Origin of the sequence: Meridianimarinicoccus aquatilis (assembly GCF_004358675.1) — a bacterium.
Lineage (GTDB): Bacteria > Pseudomonadota > Alphaproteobacteria > Rhodobacterales > Rhodobacteraceae > Meridianimarinicoccus > Meridianimarinicoccus aquatilis.
Genome location: NZ_SMZO01000016.1, coordinates 13,617 through 35,894, shown reverse-complemented (window position 1 = coordinate 35,894; position 22,278 = coordinate 13,617). Strand labels below are relative to the sequence as shown.

Annotated in this window: 17 protein-coding genes and 1 pseudogene; 16 read left to right on the top strand and 2 right to left on the bottom strand. The window is 56.1% G+C overall.

Annotated features, from left to right (window positions below; all coding sequences use genetic code 11):
• Positions 1-357 precede the first annotated feature (357 nt).
• From E2L05_RS08910 to E2L05_RS08890, 5 genes are all read left to right on the top strand, one after another.
• The gene (locus tag E2L05_RS08910; RefSeq protein WP_243721923.1) at positions 358-2,292 is read left to right on the top strand and encodes a polysaccharide biosynthesis protein; all 1,935 of its coding nucleotides are present in this window, start codon (positions 358-360) and stop codon (positions 2,290-2,292) included.
• A gap of 108 nt (positions 2,293-2,400) precedes the next feature.
• The gene (locus E2L05_RS08905) at positions 2,401-4,560 is read left to right on the top strand and encodes a GumC family protein (protein WP_243721918.1); all 2,160 of its coding nucleotides are present in this window, start codon (positions 2,401-2,403) and stop codon (positions 4,558-4,560) included.
• A gap of 32 nt (positions 4,561-4,592) precedes the next feature.
• Positions 4,593-5,375 carry a metallophosphoesterase family protein gene (locus tag E2L05_RS08900; RefSeq protein ID WP_133342563.1) on the top strand — a complete coding sequence of 261 codons (783 nt, stop codon included), beginning with the start codon at positions 4,593-4,595 and terminating at the stop codon, positions 5,373-5,375.
• Between the two features lie 18 nt (positions 5,376-5,393).
• The gene (locus E2L05_RS08895; protein ID WP_133342562.1) at positions 5,394-7,484 is read left to right on the top strand and encodes a YjbH domain-containing protein; all 2,091 of its coding nucleotides are present in this window, start codon (positions 5,394-5,396) and stop codon (positions 7,482-7,484) included.
• A 2-nt stretch (positions 7,485-7,486) separates the two neighbouring features.
• Complete coding sequence (locus E2L05_RS08890) at positions 7,487-8,101, top strand: YjbF family lipoprotein (RefSeq protein ID WP_165971720.1); 615 nt, start codon at positions 7,487-7,489, stop codon at positions 8,099-8,101.
• Positions 8,102-8,147: 46 nt separating this feature from the next.
• Here E2L05_RS08890 and E2L05_RS08885 read toward each other — a convergent pair whose 3' ends face one another.
• The gene (locus E2L05_RS08885) at positions 8,148-8,420 is read right to left on the bottom strand and encodes a hypothetical protein (RefSeq protein ID WP_133342560.1); all 273 of its coding nucleotides are present in this window, start codon (positions 8,418-8,420) and stop codon (positions 8,148-8,150) included.
• Positions 8,421-8,586: 166 nt separating this feature from the next.
• Complete coding sequence (locus E2L05_RS20745) at positions 8,587-12,483, bottom strand: Ig-like domain-containing protein (protein ID WP_165971719.1); 3,897 nt, start codon at positions 12,481-12,483, stop codon at positions 8,587-8,589.
• A gap of 338 nt (positions 12,484-12,821) precedes the next feature.
• Here E2L05_RS20745 and E2L05_RS21325 point away from each other — a divergent pair.
• The 11 genes and pseudogenes from E2L05_RS21325 to E2L05_RS08815 all read left to right on the top strand — a co-directional run.
• Positions 12,822-13,133: pseudogene (locus E2L05_RS21325) on the top strand (DDE-type integrase/transposase/recombinase); the annotation flags it as partial.
• A 275-nt stretch (positions 13,134-13,408) separates the two neighbouring features.
• Positions 13,409-14,530, top strand: a complete 1,122-nt coding sequence (gmd, locus tag E2L05_RS08860; protein ID WP_133342559.1) for a GDP-mannose 4,6-dehydratase — start codon at positions 13,409-13,411, stop codon at positions 14,528-14,530.
• A 120-nt stretch (positions 14,531-14,650) separates the two neighbouring features.
• Entirely contained in the window at positions 14,651-15,154 is a 504-nt protein-coding gene (locus E2L05_RS08855) for a dTDP-4-dehydrorhamnose 3,5-epimerase family protein (RefSeq protein ID WP_133342558.1), read from the top strand.
• A 3-nt stretch (positions 15,155-15,157) separates the two neighbouring features.
• On the top strand, positions 15,158-15,949 hold the full coding sequence (locus E2L05_RS08850) for a glycosyltransferase family 2 protein (RefSeq protein WP_133342557.1): 792 nt from the start codon (positions 15,158-15,160) through the stop codon (positions 15,947-15,949).
• 2 nt (positions 15,950-15,951) lie between these two features.
• Positions 15,952-16,695 (top strand): acylneuraminate cytidylyltransferase family protein, encoded by a 744-nt coding sequence (locus E2L05_RS08845; RefSeq protein ID WP_133342556.1) that lies wholly within the window; start codon positions 15,952-15,954, stop codon positions 16,693-16,695.
• Entirely contained in the window at positions 16,692-17,897 is a 1,206-nt protein-coding gene (locus E2L05_RS08840; protein ID WP_133342555.1) for an N-acetyl sugar amidotransferase, read from the top strand. Before E2L05_RS08845 ends, E2L05_RS08840 begins: the two co-directional genes overlap by 4 nt.
• Positions 17,894-18,520 carry an imidazole glycerol phosphate synthase subunit HisH gene (hisH, locus tag E2L05_RS08835; RefSeq protein ID WP_133342554.1) on the top strand — a complete coding sequence of 209 codons (627 nt, stop codon included), beginning with the start codon at positions 17,894-17,896 and terminating at the stop codon, positions 18,518-18,520. Before E2L05_RS08840 ends, hisH begins: the two co-directional genes overlap by 4 nt.
• Positions 18,513-19,286: an imidazole glycerol phosphate synthase subunit HisF gene (gene hisF, locus E2L05_RS08830; RefSeq protein ID WP_133342553.1), complete on the top strand. Its 774-nt coding sequence runs from the start codon at positions 18,513-18,515 to the stop codon at positions 19,284-19,286. Before hisH ends, hisF begins: the two co-directional genes overlap by 8 nt.
• A gap of 94 nt (positions 19,287-19,380) precedes the next feature.
• Complete coding sequence (locus E2L05_RS08825) at positions 19,381-20,055, top strand: serine acetyltransferase (RefSeq protein WP_133342552.1); 675 nt, start codon at positions 19,381-19,383, stop codon at positions 20,053-20,055.
• Between the two features lie 15 nt (positions 20,056-20,070).
• Positions 20,071-21,450 carry a glutamate-1-semialdehyde 2,1-aminomutase gene (locus tag E2L05_RS08820; protein ID WP_133342551.1) on the top strand — a complete coding sequence of 460 codons (1,380 nt, stop codon included), beginning with the start codon at positions 20,071-20,073 and terminating at the stop codon, positions 21,448-21,450.
• 10 nt (positions 21,451-21,460) lie between these two features.
• Positions 21,461-22,270 (top strand): SDR family oxidoreductase, encoded by an 810-nt coding sequence (locus tag E2L05_RS08815; protein WP_133342550.1) that lies wholly within the window; start codon positions 21,461-21,463, stop codon positions 22,268-22,270.
• The last annotated feature ends 8 nt before the right edge of the window (positions 22,271-22,278 follow it).

The following is a 22,278-nucleotide window of genomic DNA, read 5'->3' as shown; positions in this document are numbered from 1 at the left end:
TTTCCCGATAACCATTGATTGGATTCGAAGGTTGTGGGAACTCAAGCCGCCGAAAAGGTCATTAACAAATGCGCCTTTTCGACAATTTCAGTGCTCTTGTTCGCTTTAAACTACAAGGTTCGACCATGACCCATAAAGCATGTGATTTTAAAATGGTAAGAAATGTCCCCGGAACGAAGGCTTTGCACGTGGCCGAATCTTTTCAGGCACGAATTGATCCATGAATTCATATATTTGTCATCTTGGTCAGCTTGAATGACGTGATCCCGTGCAAGTACCAAGCATTCTTTAGATGCGTGCTGGACTGAACTCACATGCGCTGGTAAGTTTGTGATCTTTGTAAGGTTTGGCATTACTGTGTTGGCAAAGATTCGAAATTTCAGGGCGACCACCTTGCACTGGCTGCTGGGTCTGCCGCGCGCGAAAAAACGCGCGATACAAATTGCCGCAGATGTCATCATTTTGTGCGGTTGTTTTTTAGTTTCCATGTTTTTGAGACTCGATAGCTTGTCGTTGGCTTTGAGTGTCGAACCATGGCTCGCTTTCATTGTGACACTACCGATTACGCTAGCACTATTCATTCGGCTTGGGCTTTACCGCGCAGTTGTCAGATATATTAGCGCGCGTGCATTTCGCGTGATCGCCATCGGAGTATTTTGCCCGGTGCTAATTATGCTCGTGGCAGCGCAGATGCTTGGACTTTGGCTTCCGCGGTCCGTCCCTTTTATCTATGCAATGGTAGCGTTTTTGGCGGTTGGTGCTGTTCGTTTTTCAATGCGAACGATCTACCGCGTTGTTGATAGCAGCACACGTACCAAAGTTCTGATTTATGGTGCCGGGGAGTCGGGTAGACAGCTTTTCCATTCTCTGCACCACAGCAGCCAATACCAACCGGTCGGGTTTATAGACGACAATCCGCTTTTGCGCAGAGCCGTGATTGGCGGGCTATCGGTTTATGGCAAGAACGACATTATCGATTTGGTCTCTGCACTCGGCGCCGAAACGGTGCTGCTTGCCATGCCAAGAATCACGCGGGCGCAGCGGGCCGAATTGATGGAGTTCCTCGAACCGCTTCCGGTGACCGTCCAGACCATCCCAAGTATGCTTGATCTCATTTCTGGGACGGCAGATGTAGATGATATCAGGGCAGTATCCATTGAAGATATCCTCGGGCGCGACCCGGTTCCGCCCCACCGCGAATTGATGAATGCAAACATCAAGGGTCGCACCGTCTTCGTTTCCGGCGCAGGCGGGTCCATCGGCAGTGAACTGTGCCGTCAGATCATCGACAACGGCCCTGCCCGCCTGCTGCTTTTTGAACATAGCGAATTTGCGCTGTATCTGATCGAACAAGAATTGCGAAAAAAGGCAGAAACTTCTGGCGTGGATTTGATCCCGGTTGTCGGGTCCGTCCGGGACGGCGAGCGCCTGAAATGGCTGCTCGGGAAATTTGCAGTCGACACGGTGTATCACGCCGCGGCCTACAAACATGTTCCGATGGTCGAACAGAACATGATCGAAGGCGTACGCAACAACATCTTCGGGACCAAGGCGCTTGCGGATGCGTCTGTCCACGCCGGGGTGAAGTCGTTTATCCTTATTTCCACGGACAAAGCCGTCAGGCCCACAAACTTGATGGGCGCGTCCAAGCGGATGGCCGAACTCATCTGTCAGGCACATGCGCGGACGGGCGCAGGAACACTGTTTTCGATGGTCCGTTTCGGGAACGTTCTTGGGTCTTCCGGTTCTGTCATCCCTTTGTTTTCAAAGCAGATTGAAACTGGCGGCCCGGTAACCGTAACACACCCCGAAATCACGCGGTATTTCATGACCATTCCTGAAGCGGCACAACTGGTCATACAAACCGGCGGCTTGGCCAAAGGGGGAGACGTGTTTTTGCTCGATATGGGCGCACCCGTCCGTATTGCTGACCTTGCAGCCAGGATGATCAGACTATCCGGGAAGACCCCCGTTACGGGGCGCGACGCAAAACAAGGCGAGATCGCCATTGAATTTACAGAATTGCGGCCGGGAGAGAAGCTGTATGAAGAGTTGTTCATTGGCGCGACGGCACAAGCAACAAAGCATCCGAGAATACTGACCTTGCGCGAAGACAGTCTTTCCCCGGAAGACCTTTCTTTGCATATCGAAGTGATGGCGGCTGCCTGTGAGATGAATGACCTTGAGGCATTACGCCGAGCGATGAGAGATGCCCCGACACTCTATGATCCAAACAGCGAAGTTGTCGACAGAACAGGAAGCATTTTGGCCCAGCGTTCCCATGTGGCATAAGCTTTAGAATCAATGCTATCGTAATAAGAAGTTTGATCCGGTTGAAGGCAGACCGGGAAGTGAGAGCAGCACGTCGCAATTGCATGCGATGCCATTCGGGAAAACGACTTGAACCAGACTAGACCTATCGAGCCTCTGCCAAGCCGCCTATCGCGCTCTACAGAAGACGGCCAGCAATCACCAAAGGCACCACAGGATATAGAAGAAGAACTCGACCTGTTTGCCCTGTTGCAGACGGTCTGGAACGGCAAGTGGATCATTACGCTGCTGACGCTTGTTTCGATTTGCTTGGGGTTCGCCTACCTGAAAGGCATGGCCGTCCCGCTTTACACGGCAAGTGCGACTGTTGTTTTGGACAACCGCGAAGAGCAGGTCGTTGACCTTAAAAATGTCATGTCGGGTCTGTCCGGTGACCAGGCAACCGTAAACACCGAAGTGGAAGTCATCCGTTCCAGAGGGCTTGCGGAACAGCTGGTCGATGAACTTGGTCTGCTGAATGATCCAGAGTTCAACGGCACATTACGGGAACCGAGCCGTTTCTCGATTGGTTCACTTATCGGGCTTTTGACCGGCGGGTCGGACGAAGCAGAAGAACAAAGCGCGCAACGAATTCGCGATGACGTCGTTGATCGTGTTCTCGCAGCCTTGTCTGTGTCGAATTTGCGCCAAAGCTATGTTTTCACGATAACGATGGTGACCCAATCTCCCGAGAAATCGGCATTGATGGCGAACACTTTGGCCGAGGTTTATATCCGGGACCAACTCGCCGTGAAATTTGCCGCCACCGATGCTGCGGTTGAATGGCTGTCAAATCGCGTCAGTGAATTGCGGATGGAGCTTGAGCAAGCAGAACAGGCCGTCAAGAATTTCAATGCGTCAACCGATCTGATCAGCCCGGAAGCCTTAGAAGCACTGAACCGCCAGGTCAAAGATCTGCGGACCCGGATCGACGAGGCGCAGAATTTGCGGGGCAACGCCGAGGGTAAGTTGATTAGCCTCACCACGGCGCGGGACAGTGGCGACATGACGCTGATGGCGCAGATTGCAGAAGACCCTGCCTTGAACCGCATCGTGGCGACCGATCTTCCCAATGTAGACGACCTATTCATGGCCCGGTTCGATCAAATCGAACGCCGCGTTGAACAGGACCGTGATCGCGCCGCCGTTCAATTGGCCGCTTTGCAAGCCTCCTATCAGAGTCTGAACAGCCGTATTGAGGCACAATCTGACGATCTAGTGCAGCTTCAGCAACTTCGCCGCGAAGCCGAGGCGACCGGAACGATATACGCCTACTTCCTTAACAGGCTTAAGGAAACCGAAGTTCAACGCGGTATCCAGCAGGCAGATAGTCGGGTTCTGTCATCATCGGTGGTGCCGGTTTCAGCGTCCTCTCCGCGCACAAAAATGGTGCTCGGCATTTATGCTATCTTCGGTTTACTTGCAGGGACGGCATTGGTGCTTGGGCGTGAAGCAATCCAGAATACGTATCGGAGCGCAGAAGAACTGGGAGATCGTACCGGCGCACGGGTGTTAGGAACCGTTCCACGAATTCCGGTTCGCAAGCGGGCGCAACTGTTGCGGTATATCATAGACAAGCCCACCTCGAGCGCAGCCGAAGCGATACGCAACTTGCGCACCTCGTTGATGCTGTCCAATATCGACGCACCGCCGCAAGTGATTTTGTCGACGTCGTCAATCCCAAGCGAGGGCAAGACGACCTTGTCAATTCTCTTGGCGCAGAATCTTGCCGCGCTTGGGAAAAAGGTTCTGTTGATAGAAGGCGACATGCGCCGCCGAGTATTTTCAACCTACTTTGACATTCCTGCCGAAGTCGGGCTGGTCGGTGTTCTCACTGGGGAAGTGCCGTTGGAGCAGGCAGTTTCTCATGAACCGACACTCGGGATCGACATCTTACCAAGTGAAAATCCGAACGCCAACGCAGCGGATCTCTACTCGTCGGATCGCTTTGCCGAAATGCTGGTTGAGATGCGGGCCAAGTACGACATCATCGTATTGGATACGCCACCCGTTCTCGTGGTGCCCGACTCTCGGGTTGCAGCACGCCACGTCGACGCAGTTGTATTCTCTGTGCGATGGGATTCGACCCATAAACATCAGGTTCGGGCCGGGCTTGAAATGTTTGCATCCGTGGGCATCAAGGTCACTGGGGTAGTCCTCTCGCAGGTGGACCCGAAAGGGCTCAAACGATATGGCTACGGTCAGTATGGCGGTTACGGCGGAAATTATGGCGGCTACTATCAAAACTAAATGTCCGGCCGGTGGCCAAACGAAAGACTGATATGCCGTTGAACTTTTTCAAGCGTCGCGCTGCACGATCATCAGAGGGTCAAAGTCGTACAAGGTTTGAAGCCCCGCTTGATCCTGACTATTCCGTCTATGCCGTCGGTGATATCCACGGCCGGATTGATCTGCTGCGGCGTTTGCTGAGCCGCATCGAGGAAGATCGCGCCACGGACCCTGGCCGCCCGATCATTTTTCTTGGCGACTACGTAGATCGCGGCGAAGAGAGCAAAGCAGTTCTAGAGGCGCTGTTCCAAGTGGCGCAAGACAATCCCGAAACGATAACATGTCTTCTCGGGAACCATGAACAAATGATGTTCGACTTTCTCGATACGCCGGAGCAGTCCGCCGGTCGTTGGTTGCGAAATGGCGGGCTGCAAACACTCGCCAGCTTTGGTGTGGGTGGTATTACCGAACAACCCAGCCCAGATGAAGCAACGCGCGCGGCAAACCGATTGAGAGAAGCGTTCAGCGAAGGTTTGGAAGAATGGCTAAGGAGCCGGCCACTCCATGTGCAAAATGGGAACGTTCATTTTGTACATGCAGCCGTGGATCCATCCATGCCGATGGCGGCGCAAGAACAAAAGCACCTGATCTGGGGTCACCCTCAGTTTTCCAAAGCGGCCCGTTCGGATGGGCAGTGGGTTGTTCACGGTCATACGATTGTTGATGCGCCCGTTGTCGAAGCTGGCCGCATTTCCATAGATACCGGCGCCTGGTTCTCGGGGCGACTGACGGCTGCCCGGATCGAACCGGGCAACGTGGATTTCATTTCGTGCTAGATCTGGTGACGCTTCAACATGACGATTAGCATCGTGCGCACAGCTATTTTCCCGTGTCTGCTGGTTGCGCAACAGGTCTCGGCACAAACTGACCCTCAGCTCAGTTATTCAATGTATGGAACCATCGGCCTGATCGATATGCCAACGGCGCAAAGCGCGCCGGATGCTGAGTTGGCCACGACCCTCAGCGGCTACAAAGGCGATTTTCGAACGGCTCTTACGTTCCAAATCTCGGACAGGTTTTTCGGCACATTCCGGTACGCGGGATTTGATGAGAACGTCTATACAGCCACCCCCGGCGACTCATCCAAACTGATTTTCGACAGAAGCTTCGATATCGGGTTTCGGTTTCTGGATGAAACGTCTGTGCGCCCTGCGATGTCAATCGGTCTGCGTGATCTTGCGGGCACCGGTCTGCTTAGCAGTGAATATATTGTCGCCACAAAGCAGCTTACGCGCAACATGGATGTAACTGCGGGCATCGGTTGGGGCAGGCTTGGCAGCTATAACAGCATCGGAAGCACTGGAACACGGACGAATGAAACCGTTGACGAAGGCGGCGTTCCCAGCGTGGATCAGTGGTTCAGAGGTGACTATGCGTTCTTTGGCGGGTTTGGTGTCAATCTTAGTCCAAACCTCCGCTTCGAAGCTGAGTATTCTTCAGATAATTATTCTGATGCCCAAAGCGCCGGAGAGCTTGATCGCAAGACGCCATGGAACTTCGGTTTAGACTATCGTTTGGGGCCTTCCACCCAAATGTCCCTTTATGCTCTGCATGGCAGCGAGGTCGGCGCTCAGCTGACCTTTTTGATCAATCCCAAGGTTGCTACGGTAACCGGCGGACGGGAAGAGGCACCGATCCCCATTTTTGGCCGCGCGCCAGAAGCAGTCACAAACACAGACTGGGCCATCTATCCCCAACCCGGCGTCGAAACCGCGTTGAGCCAAGCGCTTGCGCGAGATGGGCTAACACTGCGAGGGTTGGAGCTTTCCGCTCAGCGGGCCACGCTCAGGTTTTCGAATCCGCGGTTTAATGCGTCGCCTCAAGCGTTTGGGCGCGCGGCGCGTAGTATGGCCAATACTCTGCCGGCCTCGGTCGAGGTATTTGACCTTATTCCTGTTCAGAACGGCCTCGCGCTTTCGAAAATCACGGTCCGCCGATCTGATTTGGAAGCGTTCGAATTCCGCGAAGCTGAAGCGATGCAAAAGCGCGTTGCTGTCACCGATGCTGCCTCCGCTCCCCGCCCTATCGTTGACGGAGCATATCCGTCATTTGGCTGGGGTATCGAGCCATATGTAGAGACAGGCTTTTTCGACCCTGACAGACCTATTCGGATCGATGTTGGTGTGCGCGCACGGGCCATCGTTCGCCCGACCTATAATACCAAGATTTCCGGCGCTGTGGTGAAGCGTGCCTTTGGCAATCTTGCAAAAACACCGATCGATAATTCTGGCGACTTGTATCCCGTGCGCACAAACTATCCGAGATACCTGACCGACGGTGATCCGGGGATGGAGAATTTGTACTTTGCCAGCTTTGGCAGGCCAACGACAAATGTGTTCAGCCGGGTGAGCCTTGGGTATTTGGAAAGCATGTATGCCGGGGTTTCGGGCGAGGTACTTTGGAAACCCGTCGACAGCAGGCTTGGGCTAGGTGTTGAGCTGAACTATGTTCAACAGCGTGATTTTGACCGCCAATTCGGGTTGCAAGATTACGACGTGGCAACCGGCCATGTGTCGGCATATTACGAATTTGACAACGGTTATTACGGCCAGATTGACGCCGGACGATATCTTGCGGGAGATGTGGGCGCAACATTCACGGTCGACCGGACATTTTCAAACGGGTGGCGAGTGGGAGCGTTCGCGACGTTCACTGATGCGTCTGCCGAAGACTTTGGTGAAGGAAGCTTTGACAAAGGCATACGCGTTGTCATTCCAACAAGCTGGATTCTTGGCACTGCGCGCCAGTCCGAACTGACACTTGATTTGCAGCCGATCCAGCGAAACGGCGGTGCGCGCCTAATCGTTCCAGATCGTCTTTACCCGGCGCTGCAATCGTATCACAAAGCGGAAATTGATCGCGGATTTGGCAGGTTTTGGCGATGAGGATGTTCTGGCTCGCTCCTGTACTGCTCGCGTGTTGCGGCAACGTCGACGGAATGAAAGAACGGCGCGCAACGTTAGACTTCGTGCGCGAAGCGTTCACTCCTTCGAAAGTGGAAGGCTCACTCATTGAAGCAGAGCGCGCCAATATTCCCGTCGCTCTGGCGAATACAACCAGACCCTTGGTTATGGTTGAACAGCCGGGCCTAGATTTGGCGGACTTCTTCGTGCTTGCGGCAAGAAGTGGGGATATTGCGACTTACGGGTCTTCGAGCCAGGCCAGCATCAGCTTTGATGGTCCGGTTATGGTTGCAACACGCGGTTTTGGGGCTGATCTGATGTCTGGAGATGCAGGCTCTTTGCCTGACCTGCTGGCTGCACGTCAATCTGGACAATACAAGCGTGTCGTCCGCTATCTTGACGGTGAAAACCAGACGATCAGCTACCCAGTCCAATGTAACCTGGAAGCGGGAGACAAAGGCACTTTCGTGGAATATTGCGGGTCGCCCTACCAAGAATTTCGAAATGTTTTCGAATTATCCAAGCAAGGCAAAGTAGTGACATCGATACAATGGCACGGTCCAGACAATAGTTATCTAACTATCCGGCGCTTACGCTGAGAAATTTCGCCACCGCCCGAAGCGGTGACGGAGTTTCTGATTCTGATTAGTTAGTCGTCGTTGTCGATGTAGGCTGAGAGTCGCTGCCTTGGCTTGATTCGACCGCAGCAATTCCAATTGCCATCGTTGCAAGCGGAGCGCCGACTGCGACGCCTACGCCAACGCCACCCCCGACTCCGGCGCCGGCGCCGGACAGCCCACCACCTGACGTTGCAGGGTCTATTACAGCTGCGCCGCTTGGGTCTGATGCGGCTTGAGCGAAGCCCATGCCCGCCGACACCATGAGTGTGACTACAGCTACTGAAATGATCTTTTTCATGATTTGACTCCCGCCAGTTGGGATTATTTGATTTACCGCTTCGATCATGGCATATTTTCCGGGTCCGTCCAAGTGGTCTTCTTAGGCAGACCTATTCATGCTGAATTAAATCCACCAAATGCAACGACCGCAAACCTACGCTAGGGCGTCTTCGCGACATACCGGATTAGGCGAATTCGAAATGCGTACTTTGGAGAAGTTCTATCGTCACTCCGACAAGGTGGATTGATCCTTGGGCAGAGTGAATGACGGCATGACCCTCCGAATCTGTTACAAGATGATGTGCCACTAGGGTGGAAAAGTCTTCGATGTTGACAAGGCCGGAGAGGTCAATCTTCTCGCCGGGTTCGTTCACATCAAAATCAATCACCGTATCAGTCCCAAAACTACCGTAAAAGACGAACGTGTCGGCTCCGCCAAGGCCGCGCAGGATATCGTTGCCTGCCCCGCCGACGATGGTGTTGGCACCTGCATTGCCGGTTCCGGAAAAGTCGCCGGCACCGACGAAGATCAGGTTTTCGAAATGTTTGAGCAGAGTATAACTGTAAAGCGTGGTCTCGACGGTATCGACCCCTTCCAAATCCAACTCGATAACCGTGTCGCCGACCGACGAGATCCGATAGGTATCGTCCCCCAGCCCGCCAATCAGAGTATTCGGGTCCCCTGACCCGCCGATCAAAGTGTCATCGCCGTCGTAGCCAATGAGTAGATCGGCTGCGATGTTGCCCGTCAAAACGTTTTCCAGCGCATTGCCGAGTCCGACGAAGCTACCGACAGACACCTTGACGAGGTTTTCAAGGTTGGCACCCAGCCTATAAACATCGCCATGCGCCTCAACGGTATCGGTACCATTCTCTGCAAATTCTGTGATAGTGTCGAGCCGGTGATGGATGACATAGGTATCGTCGCCTGTACCACCTTGAAGGGTCTTGGCGTCCGTCGCATGGGCGATCAGCCGGTCATCACCACCAAGTCCGATCAGCGCGTCGCTTCCACCCAATCCATCAAGCACGTTGTTTCCGTTGCTGCCGATCAGTGTATCGCCGTGCTGCGACCCTGTGAGGTTCTCGATGCTGATCAACTGATCGCTGCCCTCGGTCCCTCGGCTTACCAGTCCTGAACCGTTCAATTGCGCGAACACGCCGACCGCCGCCGTCTCATAGTTTGCCGTGTCCTGGCCCGCGCCCCCATCCAGCCTGTTGTTGCCCCTGCCGCCGATCAGCACGTCATCACCGCCCAGCCCGATCAGGATGTCGTTTCCGTTCAGTCCCGACAGCGTATCGGCAAGCCCGCCGCCCTGAATATAGTTGGCTAGCGCGTTCCCGGTGCCAGAGAACGTCGCTCCCCCAAGATAGAACAGGTTCACTACATGTGCGGGCAGCAACATTGCGGAATGCCAGACAACGACTGCGTCGGTGCCCTCATCCGCCAGTTCAATGATCGTGTCTCCGGGCGCGCGAACGTAGTAGGTGTCGTTCCCGCGCTGGCCATACAGTTCGTTCGCCGCTCCCGCGCCGCCGTCGATCCGGTCGTCTCCGTCCAGTCCGGTGATCACGTCCCGATCTGTGCCGCCAATCAGGTGATCGCTATATCCGGACCCGACAAGCGTGCCGGACCCGGCCGTCTCGACCCCGCCTTTGCCGTTGATCGTGATCGTCAGTGTGGCGGTGTCTGTGGTGCCGCCCATGTCCTGAACCGTGTAGAAGAACACGTCTGTCGCGCTTTGGCCCTGTGTCAGGTGTCCGGCATCCGCAACATACAAGTACGATCCGTCGCGACCGAGGGTCAGTGTACCGTGGGCCCCAGCAATCGGCGTACCAAAAACCGCTATGGCCCCCTGCACATGGGTTATGGCACCCGGCGTGAACAGGTCGTTGGCCAACAGCCCGGCGGTTGCCTCTACCGACACTTCGCTTCGTTCCGCAAGTGCTGCGACATCGTCGACGGCATCCGTGCCCGGTGCGATAGACAGCGTGACAGTTTTCGGCGCGCTCGTGTCCTGCTGATCCGTCACCATGTAGGCGAAGGACGCGGTGCCCGAAAATCCAGCGGTGGGCGCGAACGCGAACACGCCAGTTTCGGCATTCAGCGTCACGCTGCCGCCCAAGACTGATCCCAAATCCAGCACAAAGCCAATGTCGTCTCCGTCTGGATCATACCCCGCGTGCACCCGCCCGGCGATGGTTTGCCCCGCGATGCCGGTAAATGTTTCGGCCGCATCAGAGGCTTGGGGCGCATCGTTCACAGGGGTGGGCCCGCCGGGCGACCACACAGCAATGGCGGCGTCTAGCTCCGCGATGCGCGCCGCCGACAGGTCGGGCTTGACCTGTTCCATGTTGAACCGCAACAGATCGTCGAATTGCGCGATCGGCGGCCCCCCGCCCAGACGCAAGCCCGTCCCCAGCCAGAAATATGCGTCATCGGGCTGATAGTCGGCGCCAGAAGCATCAAGATACCGCCTGCCCAGCGTGTACATCGCATCCGGGTTCCCGGCCTTGGCCGCTTCGATGTAGTGGTTGACTGCGGAGATGGCATTGACCGGCGCGCCGAAGCCAAGGTCATCCAACGTCCCAAGGCCGAGGCTTTCCAGAAGACTGCGCGCCATGGCATAGTCGCGTGCCACGCCGTCCCCCGCCGTGTAGAGGCTGGCCAGTTGCAGGGTCGCATCCGGAACGGTGCCATGCGCAAGCCGCAGCATAACCGCTGCATAAGACGTGTCGCGGTTAACAAACTGCCCGGCGGCAAGCCAAGTGCCGTAGTGATATGCAGCGTTCACATCTCCGGCTTCGGCCAGCAGCATTGTCCAGTACACGAAGCCGTCGATGTCTCCGGGTATCAGGTGCTCCTGCGCCATCTGTTCGAAATCCGGAAGCACGGGAGGCGACCCGTCTGGTGTGCTCGTCAGCGATACAGTCTTGGGGGCGGTTTCGATTTGCCCGTCGGTGAAAACGTAGCTGAACCGCCCCGTGCCCAAGAACCCGGCATCGGGCGTGAACACGTAGGCGCCGCTGGCCGGGTCCAGTTCGACTATTCCGTTCTGAGCCGACCCTTCGACCAGTTGGAAAGACAGGCGCTCCGAACGGTCCGGATCGGATCCAAGCCTCAGCCGATGGGAGAACGGCGCGCCGCCCTTGATAGTGACATCCTCGTTGCCCGCATAGATCATTGGAGCGTCGTTGATCGGCGCGATCTTGACCAGCACTGACTGTATGTCGCTCGTCGTAACGCCATCGGTGACCCGGTAGCTAAACGTCGCCTTCGCGGAGGCCCGCTCCGGCCCCCAGAAATCCTGCTCCGGCACGAAGCTGAAACTCCCAGTGGCCGCATCGATCGTAGCGCTGCCATGCGTCGCGGACCCACCAACCAGTTGGAAAATCGCATTGGCCGGATCGATCCCGGCGGGAACGGTAAGCTGCCCTGTCGCGCTCACGTCCTCGTCGGTCTGCGCCACTTGCATGTATTCGGCCCGGTTGATCGGAACAGCCTCCGTGCCGGTCCTAATTGTGATATCCGCAATGTCGATGAACCCGGACGGCGCCTGATCCGGCGTATCGCCGATCAGCACCAGGTGCAGGGTCGTATCGAGATTGGACAGTGTATCGTTCAGATCGTATGGAACATAGCGGTCAGCCCAATCCCCCTGAGCCGACGCGTAACTCCCGGCATATGTCCACGCGTCCGGCTGAGCTGTTATGTCGACTGTGACCGTTGTCCATTCTTCGCCAACTTGATCGACGAAATCCCCGCCCGTGTGGGCCCAGTTCGTCGACTGGAGACCGACGTAGTAATTCTCCACAAGATCTTCTTGCGGCAGATATCTAATAATCCAAAAGGCGAGCCGGGCGCCATTCGCCTCGAAATCGCTGGTCCTGATGGTCACGTCGATCTGCGACTCGTTCAGGTCAAGTCGTCCCGGCGCCCCGTAATCGGAGAGCGAAAGATGCGAGACCAGCCAGATTGGACCTATACCATCGATGTGATTAGGGTCGAGATCGCCCGGAGCGTTCAGCCGGGTGTATTCCGGGATAGCGGCGCCAGGTTCGCGTTGAACCGATGGCGCCATCCAAGTTTTCCATGCATCGGGCCCGTGCGCAAAGGTGAATTCATATTCGTACATTGTGACCGTCTCGACATGTTGCGCGAAATTTCTAGATGGAAGGGAAAAAACATTTGTCTGAAGTTTAGGTCGAACCGGCCCGTCAAGCAGCGACTGTGTATTGGAAAAAGCGATCGATCATCCAAACCCTTACCCCAATACTGTCGCACGACATACTCCTTATTATGCTGCTGAAAAAAGTAACTCATACAGCCACTTTTTTAGAGCTGATAGATGCCCTCTGGGCGGAATTTTCATCAGCTCGACTAGGGAGCGCAAAATTGCCCCGTTTCGCAAGTGTCCTGTTCCACGCACCCGCGCCGAACGTGCTGTGGGTGAGCGATTTAACCTATGACGCGATATGGCAGGGGTTTGTCCACGTGGCCTTCGTCATCGACGTCTTCGCCCGTCGTATCGATGGATGGCGCGTCAATCGCTCGGCGACCGCAGACTTCGTTCTTGATGCTTTGGAACAGGCCATCCACCAACGCAGGCCAGCGCAGAACCAACTTGTCCACTACTCGGATCGCGGGTCACAATATCTGTCAATTAAGCACACTGAACGACTGGCCGAAGCGAAAATCACCCCGCCCGCAGAGGCCGAAGCAAACTTCTACGCGGCTATGGAAAGATCAGAAATGGCCGCACACCTAAGGCAAATCAGCCCCCGGCAAACCCGGCGCGGTTTAAGTCTGAAAATCGGCGAACACCTCAATTGTCAGCCCGCAATGATGTCCCATTCTATACGCCCAATTTCAATGCTACGACGCGGGGATATACAAGGTGAGCGCCGTGAAGGTTGCTTTCCGCGTTTCGACAGATGCGATTGATGAGAAAGTTAAGAGAAGTTGCGGTCATGGGAATGACTTAAACTTGCTTGAGGAGTTACATATTGACCAAACGCGCGCTTATCACTGGGATCACGGGGCAAGACGGGTCATATTTGGCTGAACTTCTGTTGGAAAAAGGCTACGAGGTATACGGGATCAAGCGCCGCGCGTCGTCTCTGAATACCCAGAGGATCGACCATATCTATCAAGATCCACATGTCGATCACCAACGACTTAAAATGTACTATGGCGATTTGACCGATAGTTCGAACCTGACCCGGATCATATCAGAAATCGAACCGGACGAGGTTTATAACCTTGGTGCACAATCGCATGTCGCAGTCAGCTTCGAGGCGCCCGAATACACTGCCGACGTTGATGCAATAGGCACGCTGCGTTTGCTAGAAGCGATTCGCTTTCTGGGGCTGGAACGTAAGACCCGCTTCTATCAGGCGTCGACGTCAGAACTCTACGGGTTGGTGCAGGAAATCCCGCAGAACGAAAACACGCCGTTTCATCCGCGCAGCCCCTACGCGGTGGCCAAGCTTTATGCCTATTGGATGTGCGTGAACTACCGCGAAGCCTATGGGATGTATGCCTGTAACGGCATTCTCTTCAACCATGAGAGCCCGCGGCGTGGCGAAACCTTCGTGACTCGCAAGATAACGCGCGGCCTGTCAAACATCGCGATGGGGCTCGAGCCCTGCCTCTACATGGGCAATATCGATGCACTGCGGGACTGGGGCCATGCCCGCGATTATGTGCGAATGCAGTGGATGATGTTGCAGCAGGATGAACCAGAAGATTTCGTGATCGCCACCGGCGTGCAGCATTCGGTACGCCAGTTCATCCTTTGGGCAGCCGAAGATCTGGGCATTGCCCTGCGCTTTGAAGGTAAGGGCGTCGATGAAATCGGAATTGTTGACGAAGTTTCTGGCAATCGGGCGCCAGCGGTCAGTCCGGGCGACGTGATCCTGCGCATCGACGCGCGTTATTTCCGTCCCGCCGAGGTAGAAACCCTGCTGGGCGACCCGTCTAAGGCGAAGCAAAAGTTGGGCTGGGTGCCCGAAATCACAGCGCGCGAGATGTGCGCTGAAATGTGCGCCGAAGACCACAAGACCGCACGCCGCCATGCGCTGAACAAGGAACATGGCCTTGAACTGCCTGTTTCGCTGGAGGGATGATCTGTCAGCAAGTCAACACGCCGAGCCTTGAACTTCTGTAAAGCAGCAGCCAGCGTGTCACCTTGCAAAATTCAGAACCTGCCGGTATCCGAACAATGCTCCTAATTTAGAGATTTTTTCATGGTTGAGCTGTCGCAGGCCCCGTTCGTTAGGTTGCAGAAGGCCCCTTTGACGTTTGGTGACGAACGCGGGCGTATTGAAGTCCTTTACGAAGCGGGCGATGTCGTCCTCAAGCGGTCGCGATCTGTCAAGGGTGTGTTTCGTGGACTACACCGTCAGACGGCCCCGTCGTTGCAGAACAAGATCATCCGCATAATTTCGGGCCGCATTTATGATTTTGTGACCGACCCCGACGAACCGGATGGCGTAATCTGGTATCGCGAAATTACACCCGAAACTGGATGGGTTCACATCGCCTCGAACCTCGCGCACGGGTTCTATGCGCTTGAGGAAGTGGAGTTCGAATACTTTTGCGACGGGCGCTATGACGAAGCCAATGAAGAAAGCTATTTCGTTGCCGACATCCTTCGCGACTCTTTGTCTTTGAAGGACATGCTTCTATCGGCCAAAGATAGGTCCGGCACCCCGCTCCATCGGCCTGTGCGCCATTTCGAGGATACCTGATCAATGGCCAAGCTTACCTTGCTGACCGCTTGCTACAACAGTGCTGAAACTGTCGGGGATACTCTGAAATCCGTGAATGCGCAGAACTATGCGAACATTGAGCACATCATTATCGACGGCGCATCGCGCGACAACACCGTCGATATCTGTGAAACTCTCGGAACACGGGTTACAAAGATCGTCAGCGAACGCGACAAGGGCATTTACGATGCTTACAACAAGGGCCTGACCCACGCCACGGGCGACATTGTCGGCTTTATCAATTCCGATGATTACTACGCCACTGGCGACGTCTGCTCAGAGGTGATGGCAGCGTTCGAAGACCCGTCCGTTGACGCAGTGCATGCTGACTTGGTCTATGTGAACGCGACCCAGACCGACATCGTCGAACGGCACTGGCAATCCAAACCGATCACGCGCAAGGCACTGAGCAGCGGCTTCATTCCCGCACATCCGACAGTATTCTTGCGACGCGAGGTCTATGACCGGGTGGGCAATTTCGACCTAACCTATCGTCTGGCTGCCGATTATGAGTTCCTTTTGCGAACGTTCTACACACATGAAGTTTCGTCCTGCTACATTCCCCAGATATGGGTGCGTATGCGATCGGGCGGCGCGACGGGCGGAAACGTCAAATCGATCTTGCGACAGAACAACGAGATCCGGGCAGCACAGCAAAAGCACGGCGTCAGCTGTTCAACCGCGCGGTTCTACACAGTCAAAATCGCTGACCGGCTGATGCAACGGGTACGGGCGCAAAAAGCCAAGGCCCCCGATCTTTTGGCGGCGAGATAGCGATGATCGCTGGGAAACGAGTTCTGACTTTGGTGCCCGCGCGATCAGGGTCCAAAGGGTTACCGAACAAAAACATCCGTCCGCTTCTTGGCAAGCCTCTGCTTGCCTGGCCGATTGAGGCTGCGCTTGCGTCACGCCATGTCGATCGCGTGGTTCTATCGACGGACTCGGAAGAGTATGCGGAAATCGGGCGCGCACATGGTGCCGACGTTCCGTTTCTGCGGCCAGCCAAGCTTGCATCGGACACCGCGCCAAGCATTGACGCTATCGAACATGCAATTGTCACCCTTGCCGAAACAGGGGATGAGTATGACATCCTCGTGCTGCTTGAACCGACCTCCCCAATGACAGAAGGGGCCGACATCGACGCCGCGCTTCAGGCACTGGTCGCACAGCCGGGAATGACCGCCGCAGTTGGCGTGTCAGCAATGGAAACCCAGCACCCCGCCTTTGCCGTGCGCCGCGATCCCGCGACTGGCCGGATTGGGCCGCTAATGGGCGATGATTTCGGGGCCCTGCCCCGCCGTCAGGATCTGGAACCGGTCTATGCGCTTGATGGCAGTTTTTACCTGTCAACAATCGAAGCTATCCGCGCCAAGCGCGGCTTTTGCCACGACGCGACGATTGGAATACCGACCGCCCGTTACAAAGCGCTGGAAGTGGACGATTTGGTCGATTTCCTTTGTATCGAAGCCATCATGAAATTCCGCGCTAAAAATGCCGTCTCCGAAGGAGAGAACCGATGAAAAGATGCACCCGCTGCCTGAACGTTGAAACCGTCGACACCCTGACATTCGACGCCGAGGGCGTTTGCAGCGTCTGCCGCCAGTCCGAATACAAGGAAGAGGCGATCGACTGGGATGACCGCCAAATCCAGTTGGACGCCTTGATCGACGAATACGCGGGAAAAGGTCCTTATGACTGCATCGTTCCGTTCTCTGGCGGCAAAGACAGCGTGTTCCAGCTTTGGTACATTGTCCGCAAGCTGAAGCTGAAGCCATTGGTCGTGCGTTTCAACCACTGGGGCTATCGCCCCAAGGTCGAAGAAAACAACACCATGGTATTCAAGAAATTGGGCGTCGATGTCATCGAGTTCCAGCCAAATTTCCACGTCGTCCGCGAATTGATGCTGGAAAGCCTTAAGCGGCGCGGCGATTTTTGCTGGCACTGCCACACCGGCATCTATGCTGGCGTGATGCATATGGCCGTGCGCTTCGAAGTGCCCCTTTTATTCTGGGGCGAAAGCACTGCTGAATACCATAGCTGGTACACATTCGAAGAAATGGAAGAGGTTGACGAAAAGCGTTTCAACCGCCTGATGAACCAAGGCATCACCGCCGACGATATGTTTGAATTCCTGCAAGGACGCGTTGAAATGCGCGACCTGTGGATGTTCAACTATCCCAAACGCAAAGATCTGATGCGGCTCAAGGTGCGCTCGATTTGTCTGGGCAACTACATCAAATGGGATACGCGTGCGAATGTCGAGTTGATCGGCAAGGAACTTGGCTGGCATGGCCACGAAGTCGAAGGCGTGCCGCCAGAGTATCACTATGAAAAGGTAGAATGCACCTTCCAAGGGATGCGCGATTTTTCGAAATTCGTAAAACGCGGCTATGGCCGGACCAACCACCTCATGTCGATCGACATACGCCATCAACGCAAAACCCGCGAGGAAGCGTTGCGGATCGAAGAACAGTATGACGGCAAGCGCCCGGCGTCGATGGACTGGTTTCTTGAAATTCTGGGGATCAGCGAAGGCGACTATTACGACTACCTGCGCGCCCACCAAGTGCACCCTTGGGTCTTTGACAAGGACAAGGTCGAAGACGGACCCGTGCCCTATGATTTCGACAAATGGGACCGCACTGACATGAGCGACATTCCCTTGGGCCCCGAGGGCAAAAATACGCCAATTTTGAAACGCGAAACCGAGCCGCGCGAATGATCGCGGTTGTCGATTACGGTTTCGGCAACGTCCGGTCGTTGTGGAATGCTCTGGATTTTCTTGGGGCCGAGGCTGAAATCACGCGCGACCCAGAAGATTTCGACACCGCGGACAGGATTGTCTTGCCCGGAGTCGGTGCCTTCGGCGATGCGATTGCAGCGATCCGCGAGCTGGGTTTGGAAAAACCACTCACACGGCACGCGCTGGAAACCCGCAAGCCGATGTTCGGTATCTGTTTAGGAATGCAACTGTTTGCGAACCACAGCGCAGAGCATGGCGGGCATGACGGACTGGGGTGGATCGATGCACATGTCGACCGCATCTGCCCCAAGGACCGAGACGTGAAGGTGCCGCAAGTCGGCTGGAATACACTGCAAGTCAAGGGCGCCGAATGGCTGTTTTCCGGCCTGCCCGCCCAGCAGAACGACGTTTATTTCGTTCACAGTTATCACATGCTGTGCACCGATTCCCACGATTTGGCGGCGACCACCAACCACGGCGGTCTGGTGACTGCGGCGATCAGCCGAGGCAACTTAACGGCGACGCAGTTCCACCCCGAAAAAAGTCAGGACAACGGGCTTCGCATTCTGCAAAATTGGCTGGAGCACGACTTCGATGCTTAAAAAGCGGATTATCCCCAAGTTCCTTGTCCACGGCGGACGTCTGATCAAGGGCGTACGTTTTACAGAAAACTGGCGAGAGGCCGGGAACCCGGTGTCGACCGCGCGCGTCTATGACAGCTATGGCGTGGATGAAATGATCTTTGTCGATATCGACGCCACACCCAATGGAGGCGTTGTGGACGGCCGGATCATCGAGCGTGTTTCAGAAGAGGTGTTCATGCCCTTCACCGTCGGTGGCGGTGTGACGAAACTCGAACAGATCGAAAAGCTTCTGGCACAAGGCGCCGACAAGGTTTGCTTGACCACTGCCGCCCTGCGCGATCCGGGGTTTGTCACCCGCGCGGCGCAGCGGTTTGGCGATCAGTGCATCGTGGTCAACATCGACTACAGCGACACACCCGAAGGGCGTCAAGTCTTTGCTGCCTGCGGAGGCGAGGCCACAAAGCACACCGCCTTCGACTGGGCGCTGCGGATGGAAGACGCCCACGCAGGTGAGATAATGATCACCTCGATCGACCGCGATGGCAGCATGTCGGGCTATGATCTTGACCTTATCCACCGGCTCTCCGAACGGTTGGAAAAACCGCTGATCGCTTCCAGTGGTGCAGGCAGTCTGGACCATTGCCGCCAAGCGCTCGACGCCGGTGCGTCCGCGATCACCATTTCCTCCATGTTCATCTTTTCCGATCACAGCCCGATCAAGGTTCGCAGCTACTTGTCGTCGAACGGGCTGAATGTGCGCAGTCAAACGGGCAGCCGGTCGTGAGCCGAACAGCTCTGACCCTTTGCAGTAGTCAGTCAAACCCGCCCTTTGTGGCAGGGGGCGTAACCGACGGAATGCCACTGCAGGATCAGCACGCATGAGCCAACTGCCAAAGGTCCGCAGCGCCCTGCCCCCGCGCGACCTCGCCGCCTATACTACAGCGCAACTCAACGTTCAGTTCCCCGACCCGAACCCGGTTAGAGTGGACGATTTGATGTCGGCCCTACCCAATGCGCTGCTACGGCTTGAGTACTGCTTCGCTCAGGTGGACAACAAATATTTCTTCGACGGAGCGACGGCGATATTCAACCACCTGCACGGCGATCAATATGCCATGTGGCTATATTTCCTGTCGAACGAGATTTTTCGCCAAGACGGAGACCCAGCGATCTGTTCCAAGCTGTTCCTGCTGAACAAGGCGCTACACGCTTGCGATATTTTCTACGAAGTGGCGTTGCCCGACATTTTCCTTCTGGTTCATCCATTGGGAACAGTGTTGGGCCGCGCAGAATACAGTGACTACTTCGTCGCCTATCAACGCGTCGGGGTCGGCTCGAACAAGGACATCTATCCGCAGTTTGGATCCCATGTGATACTGCGCCCCGGCGCGGCCGTTCTGGGCAACTGCACAATCGGCCATCATTGCCAGATCGCGACTGAAACGCTCGTTCTCGACAGCGATGTGCCAAACCATACGCTGGTGATCGGCGCACCTGGCCAGACTCGGATGAAACCCAATACTGCTCCCTATCCGTTGTGGCGCACCGCATGATGAGGACATAGCCCGATGCCAAGCCCAAAGACCGACAACCAAAGCCTGAGCCAGCGTCTGCACGCCGTGATCCCGGGTGGGGCGCATACTTATTCACGCGGCGATGACCAATTCCCTGCCAACGCTCCGGCGCTTCTGGAACGCGGCGAAGGGGCCTATGTCTGGGACACCCACGGCAACCGATATCTCGACTATGGTATGGCCTTGCGGTCGGTCACACTGGGCTATGGGCACCCGCAAGTCAACGCTGCGGCGATCGCTGAAATCGCCAAAGGTGTCGGACTTACACGCGCCTCAATGACCGAATTGCGCGCTGCCGAGCGGCTGAGCCAGCTCATTCCTGCAGCTGAAATGATCAAGTTCGGCAAGAACGGATCAAACGTGACCACTGCGGCGGTCAAGATTGCCCGCGCCTATACCGGGCGACGCTTTGTCTGCGTGCCGCGCCAGCATCCGTTCTTTTCCTTCGACGACTGGTTCATCGGCACGACGGCTGTAAAGCGGGGCGTACTGGAAGATCATTCAGCCCCCACGCTTGTGTTCGATTACAACGACATCAATTCTCTGCGGGCATTGTTCGACGCGCATCCCGGTGAGATCGCCGCAGTGATGCTTGAACCAGCGACACACATCACCCCCTGCGGTGGTTGCGACGGTGAAACGCGCTGGCCCGAGACGCCGTGTCATGCGTGCCCGAATAGGGGCGGTAATTTTCTGCACCAAGTCCGCACACTGGCGCATGACAACGGCGCACTTTTCATCCTTGATGAAATGATCACCGGGTTTCGCTGGCATCTGAAGGGCGCGCAGCACTTTTTTGGAGTCGAGCCGGATCTGGTCACTTTCGGCAAGGCGATGGCGAACGGATTCGCGCTGGCGGCGGTTGCCGGCAAAGCCGAGTTCATGGAAGTGGGCGCGATCAACAAGCCGGGGATGGAGCGCACTTTTCTGCTGTCCTCAACCCATGGGGGGGAAATGCCGGCACTCGGCGCATTCCTGGCAGCTGTGGACATCTGCGAGCAACAGGATGTTCCCGCACATCTTTGGTCATATGGTCAAAAATTGCGCGACGGCTTAGCTGCCCTTGCCGCTGAACGCGGGCTGGCTGACCATTTCGTGATGGAGGGTCCGGCAGTCGCGGTCAATTATGTCACGCGCGGCACAGATGGCGCACCGAGCCCGTTGCTGCGCACGATTTTCGCGCAGGAAATGCTTCGTGGTGGCGTGATGATGCCTTGGATTTCCGTGTCGCTGGCACATGGCGACGCCGAGCTTGACCTCACGTTGACCGCCGCCGCCGCCGCGCTGGACGTGTATTCCCGCGCGCTCGAAACCGATCCTGCCGACTTCCTCAACGGCGATGCGGTCAAGCCCGTCTTTCGAACGCATAACTGAGGGTCAAAAGATGAACACCGCGCCCCATCAACCCGACCTTTCGGACAAGACCGTTCTGATTACCGGCGGGGGCGGGATTCTGGGCCGCCATCTCGGCGAGGGTTTTGCAAATGCCGGGGCCACGGTCGTTGTGCTGGACCGCGAACAGCAGGTTTGCGACGACACCGCCGAACTTCTGGGCAACGGATCTTTCGGGGTCGCGTGTGACATTACGCAACCGGCCTCGGTCACAGACGCGATGAAAGCTGTGGTCACGCGAACCGGACATCTGGATGTTCTCGTGAACAACGCGGCGTCAAAATCACGCGACGTGCGGGCTTTTTTCGCCCCGTTCGAGGACTACGACCTTGAAATCTGGCGCGATGTCATGTCGGTGAATATCGATGGCATGTTCCTGATGAGCCAGACCGCCAGCCGCCAGTTCTTGTCACAGGGAACCGGCGGAAGCGTAATAAACATGGCTTCGATCTATGGCCTTGTTGGACCGGACCCACGGATATACGAGGGATCCCACTATTTGGGAGGCCCGATCAATACACCGGCCGTCTATTCCGCATCAAAGGCAGCCGTCATCGGCCTTACGAAATGGCTCGCGACACATTGGGGGCCGCACAACATCCGGGCCAATTGTCTTGTTCCCGGCGGCGTTTCAAGTGGCCAGAACGGGGTGTTTCAAACGAACTACGCAGCGCGCACGCCGATGGCCCGCATGGCAGAGGCACACGAGATCGTCGGCCCAGCACTGTTTCTAGCTTCGGACGCGGCCAGCTACATCACCGGGCAGGTGCTTGCCGCCGATGGTGGTTGGACCGCTTGGTAAACCTCTCA

Excerpts from the sequence above, each read along its gene's own strand:
- E2L05_RS08840 (WP_133342555.1), top strand. The coding sequence starts at position 16,692 with ATGAAAAGATGCACCCGCTGCCTGAACGTTGAAACCGTCGACACCCTG.
- E2L05_RS08825 (WP_133342552.1), top strand. The coding sequence starts at position 19,381 with ATGAGCCAACTGCCAAAGGTCCGCAGCGCCCTGCCCCCGCGCGACCTC.
- E2L05_RS08900 (WP_133342563.1), top strand. The coding sequence starts at position 4,593 with ATGCCGTTGAACTTTTTCAAGCGTCGCGCTGCACGATCATCAGAGGGT.
- E2L05_RS08895 (WP_133342562.1), top strand. The coding sequence starts at position 5,394 with ATGACGATTAGCATCGTGCGCACAGCTATTTTCCCGTGTCTGCTGGTT.
- E2L05_RS20745 (WP_165971719.1), bottom strand. The coding sequence starts at position 12,483 with ATGGCGCCATCGGTTCAACGCGAACCTGGCGCCGCTATCCCGGAATAC.
- E2L05_RS08820 (WP_133342551.1), top strand. The coding sequence starts at position 20,071 with ATGCCAAGCCCAAAGACCGACAACCAAAGCCTGAGCCAGCGTCTGCAC.
- E2L05_RS08850 (WP_133342557.1), top strand. The coding sequence starts at position 15,158 with ATGGCCAAGCTTACCTTGCTGACCGCTTGCTACAACAGTGCTGAAACT.
- E2L05_RS08845 (WP_133342556.1), top strand. The coding sequence starts at position 15,952 with ATGATCGCTGGGAAACGAGTTCTGACTTTGGTGCCCGCGCGATCAGGG.
- E2L05_RS08855 (WP_133342558.1), top strand. The coding sequence starts at position 14,651 with ATGGTTGAGCTGTCGCAGGCCCCGTTCGTTAGGTTGCAGAAGGCCCCT.
- E2L05_RS08890 (WP_165971720.1), top strand. The coding sequence starts at position 7,487 with ATGTTCTGGCTCGCTCCTGTACTGCTCGCGTGTTGCGGCAACGTCGAC.
- E2L05_RS08885 (WP_133342560.1), bottom strand. The coding sequence starts at position 8,420 with ATGAAAAAGATCATTTCAGTAGCTGTAGTCACACTCATGGTGTCGGCG.
- hisF (WP_133342553.1), top strand. The coding sequence starts at position 18,513 with ATGCTTAAAAAGCGGATTATCCCCAAGTTCCTTGTCCACGGCGGACGT.
- E2L05_RS08815 (WP_133342550.1), top strand. The coding sequence starts at position 21,461 with ATGAACACCGCGCCCCATCAACCCGACCTTTCGGACAAGACCGTTCTG.
- hisH (WP_133342554.1), top strand. The coding sequence starts at position 17,894 with ATGATCGCGGTTGTCGATTACGGTTTCGGCAACGTCCGGTCGTTGTGG.